General features: G+C 49.4%; 15 protein-coding genes and 2 pseudogenes (1 of these 17 only partly in view). 5 read left to right on the top strand and 12 right to left on the bottom strand.

Annotated features, from left to right (window positions below; all coding sequences use genetic code 11):
• Window positions 1-650 carry the 5' portion of a nucleotidyltransferase-like protein gene (locus GT3570_RS02400; protein WP_025039077.1) on the bottom strand. 214 nt of this gene lie to the left of the window's left edge, so the window shows 650 of its 864 coding nt (coding positions 1-650); the start codon lies at window positions 648-650; its stop codon lies beyond the left edge, outside the window.
• 375 nt (window positions 651-1,025) lie between these two features.
• Here GT3570_RS02400 and GT3570_RS02395 point away from each other — a divergent pair, with 375 nt between their 5' ends.
• Window positions 1,026-1,379 (top strand): YgzB family protein, encoded by a 354-nt coding sequence (locus tag GT3570_RS02395; RefSeq protein ID WP_011229983.1) that lies wholly within the window; start codon window positions 1,026-1,028, stop codon window positions 1,377-1,379.
• A gap of 24 nt (window positions 1,380-1,403) precedes the next feature.
• Here GT3570_RS02395 and perR read toward each other — a convergent pair whose 3' ends face one another.
• The 5 genes and pseudogenes from perR to GT3570_RS02375 all read right to left on the bottom strand — a co-directional run bounded on the left by perR (window position 1,404) and on the right by GT3570_RS02375 (window position 4,809).
• Window positions 1,404-1,862 carry a peroxide-responsive transcriptional repressor PerR gene (gene perR / locus GT3570_RS02390; RefSeq protein WP_020279379.1) on the bottom strand — a complete coding sequence of 153 codons (459 nt, stop codon included), beginning with the start codon at window positions 1,860-1,862 and terminating at the stop codon, window positions 1,404-1,406.
• A gap of 224 nt (window positions 1,863-2,086) precedes the next feature.
• A complete protein-coding gene (gene bcp / locus GT3570_RS02385; protein ID WP_025949132.1) occupies window positions 2,087-2,563 on the bottom strand; it encodes a thioredoxin-dependent thiol peroxidase in 477 nt (158 codons plus the stop codon).
• 66 nt (window positions 2,564-2,629) lie between these two features.
• Window positions 2,630-3,034: a potassium channel family protein gene (locus GT3570_RS02380; protein ID WP_013522997.1), complete on the bottom strand. Its 405-nt coding sequence runs from the start codon at window positions 3,032-3,034 to the stop codon at window positions 2,630-2,632.
• Window positions 3,035-3,203: 169 nt separating this feature from the next.
• A pseudogene (locus GT3570_RS18385) lies at window positions 3,204-3,335 on the bottom strand (L-lactate dehydrogenase); the annotation flags it as partial.
• A 283-nt stretch (window positions 3,336-3,618) separates the two neighbouring features.
• Window positions 3,619-4,809: an ISL3 family transposase gene (locus GT3570_RS02375; RefSeq protein WP_011229816.1), complete on the bottom strand. Its 1,191-nt coding sequence runs from the start codon at window positions 4,807-4,809 to the stop codon at window positions 3,619-3,621.
• Between the two features lie 287 nt (window positions 4,810-5,096).
• Here GT3570_RS02375 and bluB point away from each other — a divergent pair, with 287 nt between their 5' ends.
• Entirely contained in the window at window positions 5,097-5,789 is a 693-nt protein-coding gene (bluB, locus tag GT3570_RS02370; protein WP_062898383.1) for a 5,6-dimethylbenzimidazole synthase, read from the top strand.
• Window positions 5,790-5,810: 21 nt separating this feature from the next.
• Here bluB and GT3570_RS02365 read toward each other — a convergent pair.
• From GT3570_RS02365 to GT3570_RS02350, 4 genes and pseudogenes are all read right to left on the bottom strand, one after another.
• Window positions 5,811-6,629, bottom strand: a pseudogene (locus GT3570_RS02365) (L-lactate dehydrogenase); the annotation flags it as partial.
• A 146-nt stretch (window positions 6,630-6,775) separates the two neighbouring features.
• The gene (locus GT3570_RS02360) at window positions 6,776-7,561 is read right to left on the bottom strand and encodes an ABC transporter permease (RefSeq protein WP_011229978.1); all 786 of its coding nucleotides are present in this window, start codon (window positions 7,559-7,561) and stop codon (window positions 6,776-6,778) included.
• Window positions 7,562-7,564: 3 nt separating this feature from the next.
• Complete coding sequence (locus tag GT3570_RS02355; protein ID WP_062898382.1) at window positions 7,565-8,356, bottom strand: ABC transporter permease; 792 nt, start codon at window positions 8,354-8,356, stop codon at window positions 7,565-7,567.
• On the bottom strand, window positions 8,349-9,353 hold the full coding sequence (locus GT3570_RS02350; protein ID WP_011229976.1) for an ABC transporter ATP-binding protein: 1,005 nt from the start codon (window positions 9,351-9,353) through the stop codon (window positions 8,349-8,351). Before GT3570_RS02350 ends, GT3570_RS02355 begins: the two co-directional genes overlap by 8 nt.
• Before the next feature lie 321 nt (window positions 9,354-9,674).
• On the opposite strand from GT3570_RS02350, the gene GT3570_RS02345 reads away from it, so the two are divergent.
• From GT3570_RS02345 to GT3570_RS02335, 3 genes are all read left to right on the top strand, one after another.
• The gene (locus tag GT3570_RS02345; protein ID WP_025949127.1) at window positions 9,675-10,961 is read left to right on the top strand and encodes a glutamate-1-semialdehyde 2,1-aminomutase; all 1,287 of its coding nucleotides are present in this window, start codon (window positions 9,675-9,677) and stop codon (window positions 10,959-10,961) included.
• A gap of 274 nt (window positions 10,962-11,235) precedes the next feature.
• Window positions 11,236-12,264 (top strand): hypothetical protein, encoded by a 1,029-nt coding sequence (locus GT3570_RS02340; protein ID WP_062899081.1) that lies wholly within the window; start codon window positions 11,236-11,238, stop codon window positions 12,262-12,264.
• A 116-nt stretch (window positions 12,265-12,380) separates the two neighbouring features.
• A complete protein-coding gene (locus tag GT3570_RS02335) occupies window positions 12,381-13,460 on the top strand; it encodes an FUSC family protein (RefSeq protein WP_062898381.1) in 1,080 nt (359 codons plus the stop codon).
• A gap of 13 nt (window positions 13,461-13,473) precedes the next feature.
• Here GT3570_RS02335 and nikC read toward each other — a convergent pair whose 3' ends face one another.
• Entirely contained in the window at window positions 13,474-14,373 is a 900-nt protein-coding gene (gene nikC / locus GT3570_RS02330; protein WP_011229973.1) for a nickel transporter permease, read from the bottom strand.
• Window positions 14,374-14,388: 15 nt separating this feature from the next.
• On the bottom strand, window positions 14,389-15,393 hold the full coding sequence (locus GT3570_RS02325; protein ID WP_014194923.1) for an ABC transporter permease: 1,005 nt from the start codon (window positions 15,391-15,393) through the stop codon (window positions 14,389-14,391).
• Window positions 15,394-15,415: the final 22 nt, after the last annotated feature.

Genomic DNA, 15,415 nt, shown 5'->3' with positions numbered 1-15,415 from the left:
GAATGAATCAAAAATTCACTGGCCAGCAACAAAAGTTCCAGCCGTTTCGGAAGCGGTTCTTCACTTCCAACGAGTTCTTCATACAGTTTATAAATCCTTCCATCCATTCGCTTGACTTGATTCCATACGGTCACTTCCGGGTAAAGTCCGTGCTCGATCACGGTCAATCGCGCCAAATGATGGAGGGCTTGCACCATATGGTTGTATGAGTCGAGCCAATGCTTGGCGGCAAACAGCGCCTTGCCATCTGTATAATGGCGGATCAGTTTGGCAAACTCGAGTCCCATTTTCAATCGCCGTTCTTTAGGCGGGAATTGCTCAAGGCGCTGGCGCAACTGCTGAACATAGCCGTTTCGGTCAAACACGACCGTTCCGTTGAACACCCAGTCGACCGCCTTTCGATGTGACCCGAGAACAAGCCATTCATTTAACTGCCGTTCACTGACTGCATAAAGCACCGCCTTTTTCTCGTTTAGTGAATACTGTCTGAGAAGCATAGGCTCGCTTTGCGGGTCGACAATGACGAGCAGCACGACATCAAACGTATCCGTTGTTGCTGCATGGCAAGCCGTTTTTTCAATCATTAAAATTCCGTGCGTGTTGCAGCGGTTTGCCCATTCGTGACAGATGGGATGCAGCAATTCTTTCATACCTCGCGTCCGTTGCAGAAAGCCGGCCGCGATATCCGGGCGGACAAATCCCTCAGATATCCCAACATATCGATTGACAGACAACCATACGTTCCTATTTTGAGCCGGCTGTTTTTTCTGCAACGTTTTTTCCTCCCTTCCACCGTCATCAATCATCACATTGCGTTTGTGCAGATGTTCAAACAATGCTGTCAACGCCTGTTTCATTTCAGAAAGACCAGAATGCTTGCATCCATGAAGCTGTCGTTTGTTGCCGTCATTCGTTATTCGACAAAAAAAGAGGAATTCCTTTCTTTAAAACGTCGATTTTGTTGATTTCTTCTTCGCGATGGGACCCCGTTTTATGGTATAGTGGTCTATGTAGGAGGGACTGTGATGAGCATCAAATATTCGAGCAAAATCAACAAAATTCGCACTTTCGCCTTAAGCTTGATTTTTATCGGTGTCATTGTCATGTATCTTGGGCTGTTTTTTCGTACGTCCCCGGTCATCATGACGTTGTTTATGTTGTTTGGGATGTTGTTTCTTGTCGCCAGTGGCATTGTATATTTTTGGATCGGCACACTCTCGACGAGAGCCGTCCAAGTTGTTTGCCCGTCGTGCGGCAAAGTGACAAAAATGCTCGGACGCGTCGATTTATGCATGTTTTGCCGTGAACCGTTGACGTTAGACCGCGAACTGGAAGGAAAAGAGTTTGACGAAAAGTACAACAAAAAAAGAAAAAGCTGATAGCCGCCTTGTGCTATCAGCTTTTTAATGCGAATGCGCCGGCGCCCCGCTTTTTTGACAGTCAGGGCAGACTCCGTACACTTCCATGCGATGATGGTCGACCTTAAAGCCGGTGACGTGAGCGGCAAGCTGCTCGACTTCATCAAGCGCTGGATAGTGGAAATCGACAATTTTGCCGCACTCTTCACAGATGACGTGATAATGATTGGAAGTGACGAAGTCAAACCGGCTTGACGAATCGCCGTACGTCAGCTCTTTGACAAGCCCGATTTCCTTAAAGACGCGCAAGTTATTGTAGACGGTAGCTACACTCATGTTTGGGAATTTCCCTTCCAGCGCTTTGTATATTTCATCAGCCGTCGGATGGGACATCGAGCTGATCAAATACTCCAATATCGCATGACGCTGCGGCGTGATGCGTATGCCAGTCTTTTTCAGCATGTCAAGCGCTTCCTTCAGTTGCTCGTTGTCAGACACCGTCATGCACCTCACTCTCTGTGCAAAGGTGAAAAAAATTATCACTTTATAATATTTATAATTAGTCTACAAAGAATACATGCCATTTGTCAATATAGATGCCATTAATATATGGGCTCAGACGCCGTTTTAACAAAAAAAGGAGGCGGAAATTGTTTCCGCCTCTGATGTCATTCATTTGAGGAGGTTACTATGTATCATACGCAAAACGATGTACATTGTCTGGACGCTTACCTAGATGACGCTAGTCGGGCAACTTCCGCCAGCGCCTCATCGACGTGCCCCTTCACTTTCACTCCGCGCCATTCTTTGGCCAATGTTCCGTCAGGAGCAATGATGAACGTCGAGCGCTCAATGCCCATATATTCTTTGCCGAAATTTTTCTTTTTCTTCCATACCCCGTACAGCTCAGCCACTTTATGCTGCTCATCGGAAAGAAGCAAAAACGGCAACTCGTATTTTTCGATAAACGCTTCATGCCGCTTCAGCGAGTCAGTGCTCACTCCTAAAATGACGGCGTTCAACTCAGCGAACTGCGCATGGCGATCGCGAAAGTCGCATGCTTCGGCTGTGCACCCCGGGGTCATGTCTTTTGGATAAAAGTAAAGCACCACATACCGGCCGCGAAAATCAGACAGCGAAACCATTTTCCCATTGCTTGCCGGCAAGGTGAAATCTGGAGCTGGCTGGCCAATGGCAATCGTCATGTCGTTCCCTCCGTCTTCTTCGTTTTCTTTTAGCGTAGCGAAGACGAGGGGAAATTGCAATTCATATCAGCGATGATCCCAGTCAAACACGGTGCGCGTCACGATGACAGCAGGCATAATGTAGCCGAGCAGCGCTTCGGCAATGGCGATCCACCGCCCGACGCCAATTGGAGTAACGTCTCCGTATCCGACCGACAAAAGCGTCATGCCACTCAAATACAAGCTGTCTTCAAGCAGCGACAAACGATCTTTCGATGCGCTATTTGGGGATGGGGTAAACACGGCATGGCCGTTTACTTGTAAAATCATATAAATCATGGCAAAACCGAGCAACATCGTTAAATACCATTGGACGAGAACCCATAAGCTATCGAGTGACATGCGATGCGTCGCTTGCACGCGCACTGTCCAAAGCGAGGTGATGCTGCCGAGCAGTACGGCGGCAACAATGCCAAGGAAGGCGTAATCCATCACGTTCCCCCCATTTTGGTCCGTCGTTCATATATACGCGGACAACCGGGCGATTATACCGCATGACCCTCCGCACCCTGCTTGAATCGGCAGCACTCCTGTATTCCACCGGATCGCCCGACCCATTTGGCAAGCCAGCGTCCCGTCAGACGAAGCCAATCGTTGCGCTTTACTGCGCAAAATAGCGCGCCAATACACCTTTTAACGTCGCAGCACTACGGTGGAACCATTGTTTCTCCTCCTCGTCAAGTTCAATTTCAATCACTTCGCGGATGCCATTTCGGTTGATCACAGCAGGCACACAATTAATTAAACGAACATTAAACAGAAGTCTAAATTTTTTATTTTTGTCATCACCTCTCTCACTGTTTTTTGATACAATCTATATAAATGTTGGGTCTTCACCATTTTCTGTGATTTCCACTCAACCCCAGAAATATGTTAGCTGGATGAAATCGGTTCATCAGTCAGGATCCTTCTTCCGCATACAGACCACGAAGTTGGTAGAATGGAAACAGTCAAGTGCTTTCCTTGACGGGTTCCATTCTACCAACTATCATACCGATAGCGGAAGAAGAGAGCGCTTAAGCAGCCTGACTACCTGTAGTGTTCCCTGTACACTCCAGAAATACACGCAAACGAAACCGTTCTCGATTTCGATAGCCATATGCCCGGCGTTTGATGTTTTTGATCTTGTGATTCGTCCCCTCGATTCGGGCATTGGTATATGGGCACAAAAAGTAGGAAAGAATCGGCTCCTTCCACCTTTCAAGCGTGTTGGCTGCTTCCTGAAAAGAAGCAAAAGGGCTCTGTTTGGCTAACTGAATCCATTCTTCCAAGCGTTCCTTTGCTTCGTTATATCCATCGGTTCGGTAAAAATCCCGAAACAACTCTTTCAGATAATAAGCAATGGAAAGTACCGGATACTCCTCCAAGATATCGTCCAATCGAAGCCGTTGGTCCTTACGAAGCTTTTCACAGCCTTTTAAGAGAAGATATCGAGCCTTTTTCAATGGAGGAAATTCCTTTCTTGCTTGATCCAAGGCTTGTGTCACTTTTTGAATCACATGGTACTTATCGATGACAATCGAAGCAGATGGAAACAGGGCGCGAACCGCCTTATGATAAGGTTCCCACATGTCAAGAATCACCGTTTGGACCCTTTCTTTCGACAGGACATTTTGGCTCAACAAGTGGAGGGCGGAGTCACATTGGCGATCGGCATGCATTCCCATGACCGATCCGGCTTTGGCATCCATCAATACGGTTTCATACTGATGTCCCTTTTTTACCGCGATTTCATCTAAGCTAAGCACCATCTCTTCTTGAGAAGATGCTTCTATCGCTGTTTGACGCTCTTTTGCTTTTTTCGATGCAATGAAGTAATAGATGCGCTCCAATGTCGTATATGGGATGCGGTGCTTTCGGCTAACCTCTTGAATGGTGGAGCCTTCACAAAGTTCATACAAGTACTCACAAAATCGATTGGTGTAGTGTTGATTGGGTTGAATCGATTCCAAAGAGGCGGAAAACACTTGGGAACAATTCCAGCACCGATAGCGCTTTACCTTTACGAACAAGTACACCGGTTGATGGAAAATCGCCAAATCCCGTACTTTTCTTGTCCGTCTGTCGTGGACAGAGGAAGTGGCAAACCCACAATGAGGGCAGCGTTCCTGTGTCTCTGTTTTCTCTACATGAATCGCATAACCATAGGAAAGAAGTTCTTGTTTAATCACTTTAAATTCTGGCAATCCTAGTGGTATCGAAAGCACTTACGAGACCTCCTTAATGTTGATTTCACCGCTAACATTATTGCCAGGATCTCGTCAGTGCTTTCTCTTTTTTGTCACTAAATCACAAAATTTGGTGATGAACCTAAATGTTAAATTTTATGACTAACACGTCAAAAATAAGACACTTGGAGTGTTTCCAATCGTCTCAATGGAGGGCGGATATGGCACTTACAAATAATCACAATAAAACAGAACGTCATTATCAATTTAACAACTTAACAATAATCTGAATTACATAAATTAATTATAAAAAGGAGGGAGAAGCGGTGAATCGTCTTTCAAAGGAAGAAAAAATGGGGGTATATAAAGCGATTTATAATCGTAGAGATATTAGAACGTTTTTAAAAAATCCCATTCCTACAGAAAAAATTAAAAACATATTGCTGGCAGCTCATCATGCACCTTCCGTTGGTTTTATGCAGCCTTGGAATTTTATTTTAGTAACAGAAGATCACATAAAGAAGCAGTTAGCGGAAATTGTGGACAAGGAGCGGCGTGCATTGGCCATTCATTATGAAGGTACAGAGCGGGAGCTAAAATTTCTTGAATTAAAAATAGCAGGTATTACTGAAGCTCCTTTAACGATCTGTGTAACGTGTGATCCATTTCGGGGCGGCGATCACGTATTAGGAAGAAATTCAATCCCCGAGACAGATATTATGTCCGTTAGCTGTGCAATTCAAAATATGTGGTTAGCGGCATATGCAGAAGGATTAGCAATGGGATGGGTGAGCTTTTATAAAAAAGCGGACGTTAGAAGAATCCTTCAAATTCCATATCATATAGACCCAGTTGCACTAATTTCCATTGGTTATACCGAAAATTATCCGGAAAGACCAATACTCGAAATGAAAAACTGGGAAACACGCAAAGAATTACAAAAATTAGTATTTGACAATACATGGGGAAAAGAAACAGATATGTTATTGAATACAGATGAAACAAACGAGGTTAAATAATTTTAGCATAAAAAACGTCACGATGTAGACATCACGTTCGCCGTATGGACCATCCAAATAAGCGGAAACGGTCAAAATGGCATTTTCATTATGCAAAATGGCGCGCGTCACTCGGGCAAGCCCCATCGCAATCCCGTAGTACGTCGCTCCCTTTTTCTCAATAATTTGGTAGGCAGCGTCGCGCACATTGATAAAAATGCGCTCAAGCTCTTTTTGCGCTTCTTCCCCTTTGGACTCGACCAGCTTGCGGATCGGCACGCCGCCGATATCAGCCTGGCTCCAGACCGGCAGCTCAGTGTCGCCGTGTTCGCCGATCATATAGGCGTGCACGTTCGTCGGGGCGACGGCGAAATAGTCGCCCAACAAAAAGCGAAACCGCGCCGTGTCCAAAATCGTGCCCGATCCGATCACCCGCTCTTGCGGCAGGCCGCTGAATTTCCACGTCGCGTACGTTAAAATGTCGACCGGATTGGTGGCGACAAGAAACACCCCTTGAAATCCAGATGCCATGACCGACTCAACGATCGAGCGGAAAATGGCAATGTTTTTATCCACAAGATCAAGCCGCGTCTCGCCCGGTTTTTGGTTGGCGCCGGCGCAAATGACAACCAAATCGGCATCGCGGCAATCATCGTAATCGCCGTGCCAAATGTCAGCCGGCTTCGGCGCAAATACTTTCCCATGGTTTAAGTCCATCGCATCGCCCTCAGCCTTGTTTTCATTTGCATCGATGAGCACGATCTCATCGGCAATCCCTTGATTCATTAAGGCAAACGCATAACTGGCGCCGACAAACCCGGTGCCGACGACCGCTACCCGATTTCCTCTCCCGTTTTTCATCACTATTCACCCCTTCTTCCTTTTTTGTGAATATATTCACATTTTATTTTACGCCACAACATGCTAACGATACAGACAAGATTGTGTCGATTGCTTGACCATTGTTTGTCATTTTGATGGCAAATGAACAAAAACGGGCGGGGCGCCTAGCTCCCCGTCCCGCGATATCGTCTCACCCCGGCGTTCCAAAGCATGACCGAAACGGTGAAGCAAACCATGCCGACCACTGGGGTGAAAAAGGCATAACTGTACCATTCCTTTTTATCAAGAAAATAAGCAGCTGGATAAACGCCGACAAAGGCAAACGGCAGCACCCACGTTAAAATATAGCGGATGACGCGATGATAAATATCGATCGGGTAGCGGCCATAGCTGCTGATGTTGTACATCATCGGCATGATGGATGTGCGGGCGTCGGCAAAAAAACTGATCGTCGCCAGTGAAATGAAAATGCCGGCATAAATCAATGCACCGCCAATGACAAACAAAATAAACACGAAGACATCATACCAATGAAATGAAAGAGACAAGCGGCTGCCGGCATACAGCATAATGATCAGCCCGGGCACAGCGCCAAGCAACGATTCGAGCTCCATCCGCTCCAAAACAATTTGAAACAGGCTGTTTAGCGGGCGCGTCAACACGCGATCCATTTCCCCCTGCACAATATATCGTTCATTAAAATCCCAAAGGTTAAAAAAGGCGCCAAATACGGCATATGGAACAAGAAAAAAACCGTAAATAAACAAAATCTCATCGCGCGACCAGCCGTGAAGCAGCGTCGTATGGCCGAACACAACCAGCAAAAATACCAAGTTGACCGCCTGAGCCATAAAGTCAGACAGCCACTCCACGAACAAATCGGCTCGATATTGCAGCTTTGTCTTCATATATTGCGCCATGTATTGAAAAAAAACCGATACGTAAAACAACGTTTACCCCCCTTGCACAACAAGACGCTTTTTCGCCGCTCTCCATAACCATCCAATCGGAAAAAGCAATACGATGCACCACGTTGCCTGCAGAAGCAGGCCATCACGGACAGCAGCACCTTTAAAACTTTCTGTCATGATCATGCTTGGGATGTAGCTGATGGCTTGAAACGGGAAATACATCATCGCCCGTTGCGCCCAATCAGGATAAAAGGAAAGCGGCAAAATGAGCCCAGAAAACAAGTCGATGATAAACCGCTTCGCCCTAAGCAACCCTTCATTTCGGAACGTAAAGAACGTCACAACCCCCGCAAGCAAGTTCAGCTCCGAAAAAATGATAAAGCTAAATAGAAGCGACAAGCCGAAAGACAGCCACGTTTTGGCGTGTCCCGGAAACTGAAGCGGCAAAAAAAGCGATACGAAAAAAAGCCCAGGCAGCGATAAAAAGAAAAGGCGAAACAACCCTTCGCCAAGCCCTTGCACAGCTTTCATCCCTAAATAGCTGTACGGGCGGATGAGTTCGACCGCCACTTTTCCATCGCGGATTTCCATGGCGATTTCACGGTCAAGATTATTAAAATAAAACGCCCGCGCCAGCCACGAAATGGCGACATACGTCGTCATTTGCCCAAGCGACATCCCTTGCATCGATGATTTGCCGCCATAAATAGCCGACCAAAGGAAGTAATACGCTGCGATGTTAATGGCGTAAATCAAAATGCCAGTGTAATAGTTTGTCCGGTAGGCGAGCATCATTAAAAAGCGGATGCGGACCATTTCGACATACTTACCCATGAACCGCACCTTCCTCATAAATATTGCGGATGATCTCCTCCGTCGGCACTTCGTGAATATGGATGTCATTTAACGCACAACGGGCAGCGACGCGACTGACAACTTCCGGCACGCCTCCTGATGGAACGTGCGAGACCCAAACGTTTGGCTGTTCACCTTTTTTCCAAACAACATCCAACCCTTCAGTCAACTGCTGCAAAAAAGCGGCCGTCACCGCTTCGGCAAACGTAAAGGCGACCCGTTTTCCTTGGCCCCATCTTTCTTTCAGGCGCTCAAGCGACCCGTCGTAAATGATTTTCCCTTCATCGAGCATAATGACCCGCTCGCAAAGCGCTTCAATGTCTGACATATCGTGCGTCGTCAGCAGGATCGTCGTGCCATACCGTTCATTCAATTGCTTTAAAAACTGGCGGATGTTGAGTTTGACAAGCACATCAAGGCCGATCGTCGGTTCATCCAAAAACAACAGCGGCGGGTTGTGAATGAGCGCGGCGGCAAGCTCACAGCGCATCCGCTGGCCAAGCGACAGCTTGCGCACCGGCTTATCAAGCAGCGGGCCGATCTCAAGCATGTCAATCACCTCGGCCATATGGCGGCGATATTGCTCGTCCGAGACGCGGTACACTTTTTTCAACAGCCGGAACGACTCTTGAACAGCGATGTCCCACCATAATTGCGAACGCTGGCCGAACACGACGCCGATCGTGCGCACGAATTTTTCGCGCTCTTTATGGGGATTCATCCCGTTGACGACAATGCGCCCAGACGTTGGCGTTAAAATGCCGGTCAACATTTTGATCGTCGTGGATTTGCCGGCGCCGTTTTCGCCGATATAGCCGACGATTTCCCCTTGCTTAACAGCAAACGAAATGTCATCAACCGCTCGAACGAGCGTATAACGGCGCGTCCATAAATCGCGAAACGCTCCGACAAGGCCGGAGCGGCTTTTGTGCACTTTAAATTCTTTGCGCAAATGTTCTACTTCAATCGCGTTCATCGTTCTCCTCCTGACCTCTCCTTGGCGTCAAAGGAAAAAGGCGGCTTGCGCCCTTCTCCTATGTTGCATTATACATGAATCGCCGCCATTTTCATCTTTTTTGTTTTCCAGTCTGTTGACGCCATTGCGCCAGCCGCCGCCCTGCGTTCATCTTCCATCAACGCCCACTCGCCGATCGACCGTCGTCAATTGACGGAAACAAACGATTTCTTGCCGGATTTTTTCAGCCGGCACTCCCTTACACCTACTACAGCATTGAAGTTTGATTCTCATCGGTTTACTATAGAAAGAGGCAGTCAACGGAAACAGGAGGATCAAGCCATGCAGTGGACCAAATCAGAACAATTATATGAAGAAGCGCTCCAGCACATTGTTGGTGGAGTGAACAGCCCGTCCCGCTCATACAAAGCGGTCGGCGGCGGTGCGCCAGTCGTGATGGAGCGGGCGCAAGGAGCCTACTTTTGGGATGTGGATGGAAACAAGTACATCGACTACTTGGCCGCCTACGGACCGATCATCGCCGGGCACGCCCATCCACACATCGCGGAAGCCATCCGCTGCGCCGCCGAGACCGGTGTGTTGTACGGCACGCCAACGCCGCATGAGATCACGTTTGCCAAAATGTTAAAAGAGGCGATCCCGTCGCTCGAGAAAGTGCGGTTTGTCAACTCGGGAACGGAGGCGGTGATGACCACGATCCGCGTCGCCCGCGCCTACACCGGACGAAGCAAAATCGTCAAATTCGAAGGCTGCTACCATGGCCATTCGGACCTTGTGCTCGTCGCCGCCGGCTCGGGCCCATCGACGTTGGGGACGCCGGACTCAGCCGGCGTGCCGCCGAGCATCGCCCAAGAAGTCATTACCGTGCCATACAACGATGTCGAATCGTTCCGCGAAGCGATGAACGTTTGGGGCGAGCAAGTCGCAGCGGTCCTCGTCGAGCCGATCGTCGGCAACTTCGGCATCGTCCTGCCAAAACCGGGCTTTTTAGAAGCGATCAATGAGATTGCTCACAAGGAAGGGGCGCTCGTCATTTACGACGAAGTGATCACCGCCTTCCGCTTTATGTACGGCGGAGCGCAAAACTTGCTCGGTGTGGAGCCCGACTTGACGGCGATGGGGAAAATCATCGGCGGGGGCTTGCCGATCGGGGCATATGGCGGACGCCAAGACATTATGGAACAAGTCGCTCCGCTCGGACCAGCGTACCAGGCCGGGACGATGGCCGGCAACCCGGCGTCGATGCTTGCGGGCATCGCTTGCCTTGAAGTGTTGAAACAAGAGGGAGTCTATGAGCATCTCGACCAATTGGGAGCCATGCTGGAAGAGGGCATCCTTGCCCATGCTCGCCAATGCGGCCTGCCGGTGACTGTCAACCGCTTAAAAGGCGCGCTCACCGTCTTCTTCACTGACGAAAAAGTGGAAAACTACAAGCAAGCCCAACAAAGCGACGGCGAGATGTTCGCCAAGTTTTTCAAACTGATGTTAAAACAAGGAATCAATCTCGCGCCATCGAAATACGAAGCATGGTTTATCACCCTCGCCCATACGGAAGACGATATCGCCTATACGATCGACGCGGTCGGCAAGGCGTTCCGGCAGCTATAATCGCTTACGCCTCCGTCACCCTCATCCAACATCGCCCGCGTCAGACGGGCGATGTTTTGTTTTCACTGCATTTGTTGACAATTTTGTGAACAAAGCAGGAGAACGAGAAATGGTCATTGATTTCCACCTGCCTGCATGGTATGATAAACACCAAATTCTGAAAATTAAGACTCGCATTTTTCATCCAGCAATCCAGTCGAGGAGGTGACCGGCGCCGAGGGGAGAACGTCCTCCCGACCGCGCCTAAGTATACATGGAGCAACGTACATATCGTTTGGCAAACGAAGCGAACCAGCGCGGCGCCCTGTTGTTGGCGGCAGTGGAAAAGCGGAACATCCCGACCAACGAACATGTCCAAGCTGTCCTTCAGGCGCTTGCCCAATGGAGCGCAAAAGGAAACGCTGCGATTCAGCTGGACATCCCGCGCAAACTATGGATGGAAAAACTCGCGAATACTGGGCAAAATCCGGAAATTGCAACAAACAGCTATTTCACCGTCGGTCATATACACGTTGCGCCTTCCGCTGACGCTGAGCGGGTTCGGGCGCACCTTCGTCAATTGTGCAAACAGTTTGGCTTCATTCTTCTGTTCGAAACCATCCGGCCATCCGCAGATGAAAGCGCCTTGTTTTGGCAAATCGCCATGCTGCCAGGCGATGTATTTTCGTTATCAGACCGCTTGTTTCGGCTGACGACCGCTATGGAACGCGAGCCGCACGTCCGCGTTGCTTCGCTCGGCCACACTCATGTTGTCTATCAAGCAGATACGCTGGCTGATTTGTTGCGCGAACCGGATGTATCCCATCCGTTTCTCGCCTCAGCCGCCGCGTTCGCCTATGTCGGGCAAGCAGACGCCTCCCTTTGCCATCACCGGCTCGGTTCAGCCGGCATGCTTGTCCATTGCGGGGAAATGTCTGTTGGTGCTGTGGAGGCGCTCATTTACGACCACGGTTACAGCCTGCTCGAGGCAGCCGGAGTTGCTTTTTGGCCCGACGCGGCCAAACAACACAGCTTTCAGCCGCTCGGACAAATGCCGGCATGTTTTGTCGCCAGCTTCGAACAAGAAGCTGTATGGGTCGCCGGAACAGCCGGAGCGCTTTGGAAAACGGACGATTCCTCTCGTGTGTTCATCGCCTCTCATCCGCAGGGCGGCCATGCCGAACCGCTCGCTCCCGGCCAGCCGCTGGCGCTCATCCATTCCACAGCGGGGCGAAACCAATGGCTGAATGGCGACCATTTCCGCCAAGAGATGGCAATCCGCCTCTCCAACCGACGCGACGCACATGCTCCGATCTCCTTTTGATCCTTCACGCCCTGTCGATTTCGGCGGGGCGTTATATTTTTTCCTTGCGCACATAGGATGAAACTGTGTATAGTACTGAATGGTCCACCAAAACAAAAAGGAGAGTTTTGATATAGATGAAACTCGGTGCCCGCATTTTCAAAACGGGGATCGCAGTGGCGCTCGCCTTGTTCTTAGCAGCGCTCTTTCAGTTTCCATCGCCGTCATTCGCCGGCATTTCCGCTGTGTTCGCCATGCAGCCGACCATTTACCGCTCCTATTTATCGCTGATCGAGCAAGTGCAAGCGAATGTGATCGGCGCCTTGTTCGCCATTGCCGCTGTCCTTATCCTTGGACGCGATCCGTTGATCGTCGGTTTGACGCTGATGCTCGTCATCGCCCTTTGCCTAAAAATGCGCCTTGAATCATCGACGATTTCCGTAGCGCTTGTCACAGTCATTGCCATTATGGAATATACAGACCGCCAGTTCATTGAATTTGCGGCCATTCGCTTTTTCACGATGATGCTCGGTATTTTCGCTGCCTTTGTCGTCAACTTGATTTTCTTGCCGCCAAAATACGAAAAAAAGGTATATGAAAAAATCAGCGAAGAAACAGAGGCCATTTTAAAATGGATCCGCCTGCATAAACAGCAGGCAGCCAACCATCACCGTTTGAAGGAAGAAATTGAAACACGACACGAAGAAATGACCAAACTCGAGCATCTATATTTTATGTACAAAGAAGAACGCACGTATTTTCGACGCCAACGCTTTCAAAAATCTCGCAAACTCGTGTTGTACCGGCAAATGATAGCAGCGGCCGATCGGGCTTTATCTGTCTTAAAATGGCTGCACCGGCTCGAAAACGAGTTCAGCCGCTTGCCCGCCGAGCTTCGTCAAGCCATCTGCCTGCATCTTGGCTGCTTGCTTGACTACCATGAGCAACTGTTGCTGAAATTTATCCATAAGGCAAAGCCGCTCCCTCACAGCAGACGGGCCGAGGAAATTCATCATCAGCGCCAGCAGCTCACTTCCGCCTTTTATGCGGACGGCCAACCGCCGGGCGATTATCGGTTGTTTTCTTTAATCGGAGCGATCATGGATTATGGGGATCGCCTTGAACATTTAGATAAACTGATTGACAGTTACCATCACTACCATTACGATGACACGCTGGAAAAAGAGCTGGAAAAGTCAGCAGGCGGCCGCTCGTAGCGGACCGCCTGTCTCAATTTTTCATCCGTGGGTCAAGCGCATCGCGCAACCCGTCGCCCATTAAGTTAAAGCCAAGCACCGTCAGCATGATCGCCAATCCAGGGAAAATCATCGTCCACGGCGCCTGAGTCAAGAAATCTTTGGCGTCCGATAGCATTTTCCCCCACTCCGGATTGGGCGGCTGCGCCCCCAAGCCTAAAAAGCCAAGTGCGGCCGCTTCGATAATGGCGGTGGCGATCGCCAGTGTCCCTTGAACGATGATCGGCGCGAGGCTGTTGGGCAAAATATGATGGATTAAAATGCGCCAGTCGCTCATGCCGATCGCTTTCGCTGCCATAATGTATTCTTCTTGCTTAATGCTTAGCACGCGAGAACGGATGAGCCGCCCAAAGTTCGGTACATTAATGACAGCGATGGCGATGAGGGCGTTTTGCAAAGACGGCCCGAGCACAGCGACGATGCCGATCGCCAATAAAATGCTCGGAAACGCCAGCATAATGTCAAACAAACGCGAAATCACCCCATCAATCCAGCGCCCATAGTAGCCGGCGATAATGCCAAGCAGCGAACCAACCATGACCGAGCCGAGCACGGAAAAAAATCCGACCCACAGGGAAATGCGGGCTCCATATATCACGCGGGAAAAAATGTCGCGGCCAAAATCATCGGTGCCGAACCAATGCTCGCTAGAAGGCGGCTGCAACCGCTCGGCCAACTGTTGGTCTTTATAATCATACGGTGCCAGCCACGGCGCCAAGATGGCGACAAGGATAAAAAACAAAACGATCCCAGCGCCGACCAAGGCGATTTTATTTTTTCGAAACCGCCGCCATGCTTCTTTCCATAAAGAAACCGATTCCGTCTCCCTAATCGCCGCCGGCGGTGTTGCCGGCGTGCGCGCTAGTTCAGCCATAGGCGCCCTCCCTCCTTAATTGTACTTAATGCGCGGATCAATGATCGCATAAAGTAAATCAACGATCAAATTAATAAAAATAAAAATGGTGGCAATGATCAAAATGCCCGATTGGATCACCGGATAATCCCGATACCCGATTGCATCATAAATATAGCGTCCGATGCCGGGCCAGCTGAAAATCGTTTCCGTCAAAATCGCACCGCCAAGCAGCAGTCCTGTTTGCAGCCCAATGACCGTCAACACGGGAATAATGGCGTTTTTCAACGAATGTTTGTACACGACCCAAAACATGCTTAATCCTTTCGCACGAGCGGTGCGAATGTAGTCGGATTTCATCACTTCCAACATGCTCGAACGCGTCATGCGAGCAATAATCGCCATCGGGATCGTCGCTAGAGCCATACTCGGCAAGACAAGATGTTGAATAACTTGCCAAAATTGATCGGTATTCCCAGAGAGAAGTGTATCGATCAGATAAAGATGAGTGATCGGCTCAACAGGGTTGCGTACGTCCTCGCGACCGGACGTCGGCAGCCAATCAAGTTCAATCGAAAACAGCCACTGCTCCATTAAGCCAAGCCAAAAGATCGGCATGGAAACACCAATCAATGCCAACACCATCGCAATATAATCAAACCATGAATTTTGAAACCAAGCGCTAATAATGCCGGCGTTCACGCCAATGATCACCGCAATCAGCATCGCCGCCAGCGACAGTTCGATCGTCGCCGCTAAATACGGCCAAATTTCTTCGGCGATAGGGGCGCCGGTGCGGATCGACTCGCCTAAGTCACCGTGCAGCAAGCCGCCGATGTATTTGACATACTGCACATACCATGGCTCATCTAACCCAAGCTTATGGGTCAAAGCCGCTACAGCCTCTTTCGTCGCTTTTTGCCCTAAAATGACTTGCGCCGGGTTGCCTGGAATGGCTCGGATCATAAAAAAGACGACAAGCGACATGCCAAACAACACCGGGATCACCATCAGCACCCTTCTCACAGCATACGACAGCACCTGACTCTCCCTCCCTTAACAT

The organism is Geobacillus thermoleovorans (genome assembly GCF_001610955.1).
Taxonomy (GTDB): Bacteria; Bacillota; Bacilli; order Bacillales; family Anoxybacillaceae; genus Geobacillus; species Geobacillus thermoleovorans.
This window is presented reverse-complemented; position numbering and strand designations above follow the sequence as displayed.

Coding starts and splice junctions, on each gene's coding strand:
- GT3570_RS02355 (WP_062898382.1), bottom strand. CDS start 8,356: ATGGGTAAGTATGTCGAAATGGTCCGCATCCGCTTTTTAATGATGCTC.
- perR (WP_020279379.1), bottom strand. CDS start 1,862: ATGACGGTGTCTGACAACGAGCAACTGAAGGAAGCGCTTGACATGCTG.
- GT3570_RS02335 (WP_062898381.1), top strand. CDS start 12,381: ATGAAACTCGGTGCCCGCATTTTCAAAACGGGGATCGCAGTGGCGCTC.
- GT3570_RS02395 (WP_011229983.1), top strand. CDS start 1,026: ATGAGCATCAAATATTCGAGCAAAATCAACAAAATTCGCACTTTCGCC.
- bcp (WP_025949132.1), bottom strand. CDS start 2,563: ATGACGATTGCCATTGGCCAGCCAGCTCCAGATTTCACCTTGCCGGCA.
- GT3570_RS02345 (WP_025949127.1), top strand. CDS start 9,675: ATGCAGTGGACCAAATCAGAACAATTATATGAAGAAGCGCTCCAGCAC.
- GT3570_RS02350 (WP_011229976.1), bottom strand. CDS start 9,353: ATGAACGCGATTGAAGTAGAACATTTGCGCAAAGAATTTAAAGTGCAC.
- GT3570_RS02380 (WP_013522997.1), bottom strand. CDS start 3,034: ATGGATTACGCCTTCCTTGGCATTGTTGCCGCCGTACTGCTCGGCAGC.
- nikC (WP_011229973.1), bottom strand. CDS start 14,373: ATGGCTGAACTAGCGCGCACGCCGGCAACACCGCCGGCGGCGATTAGG.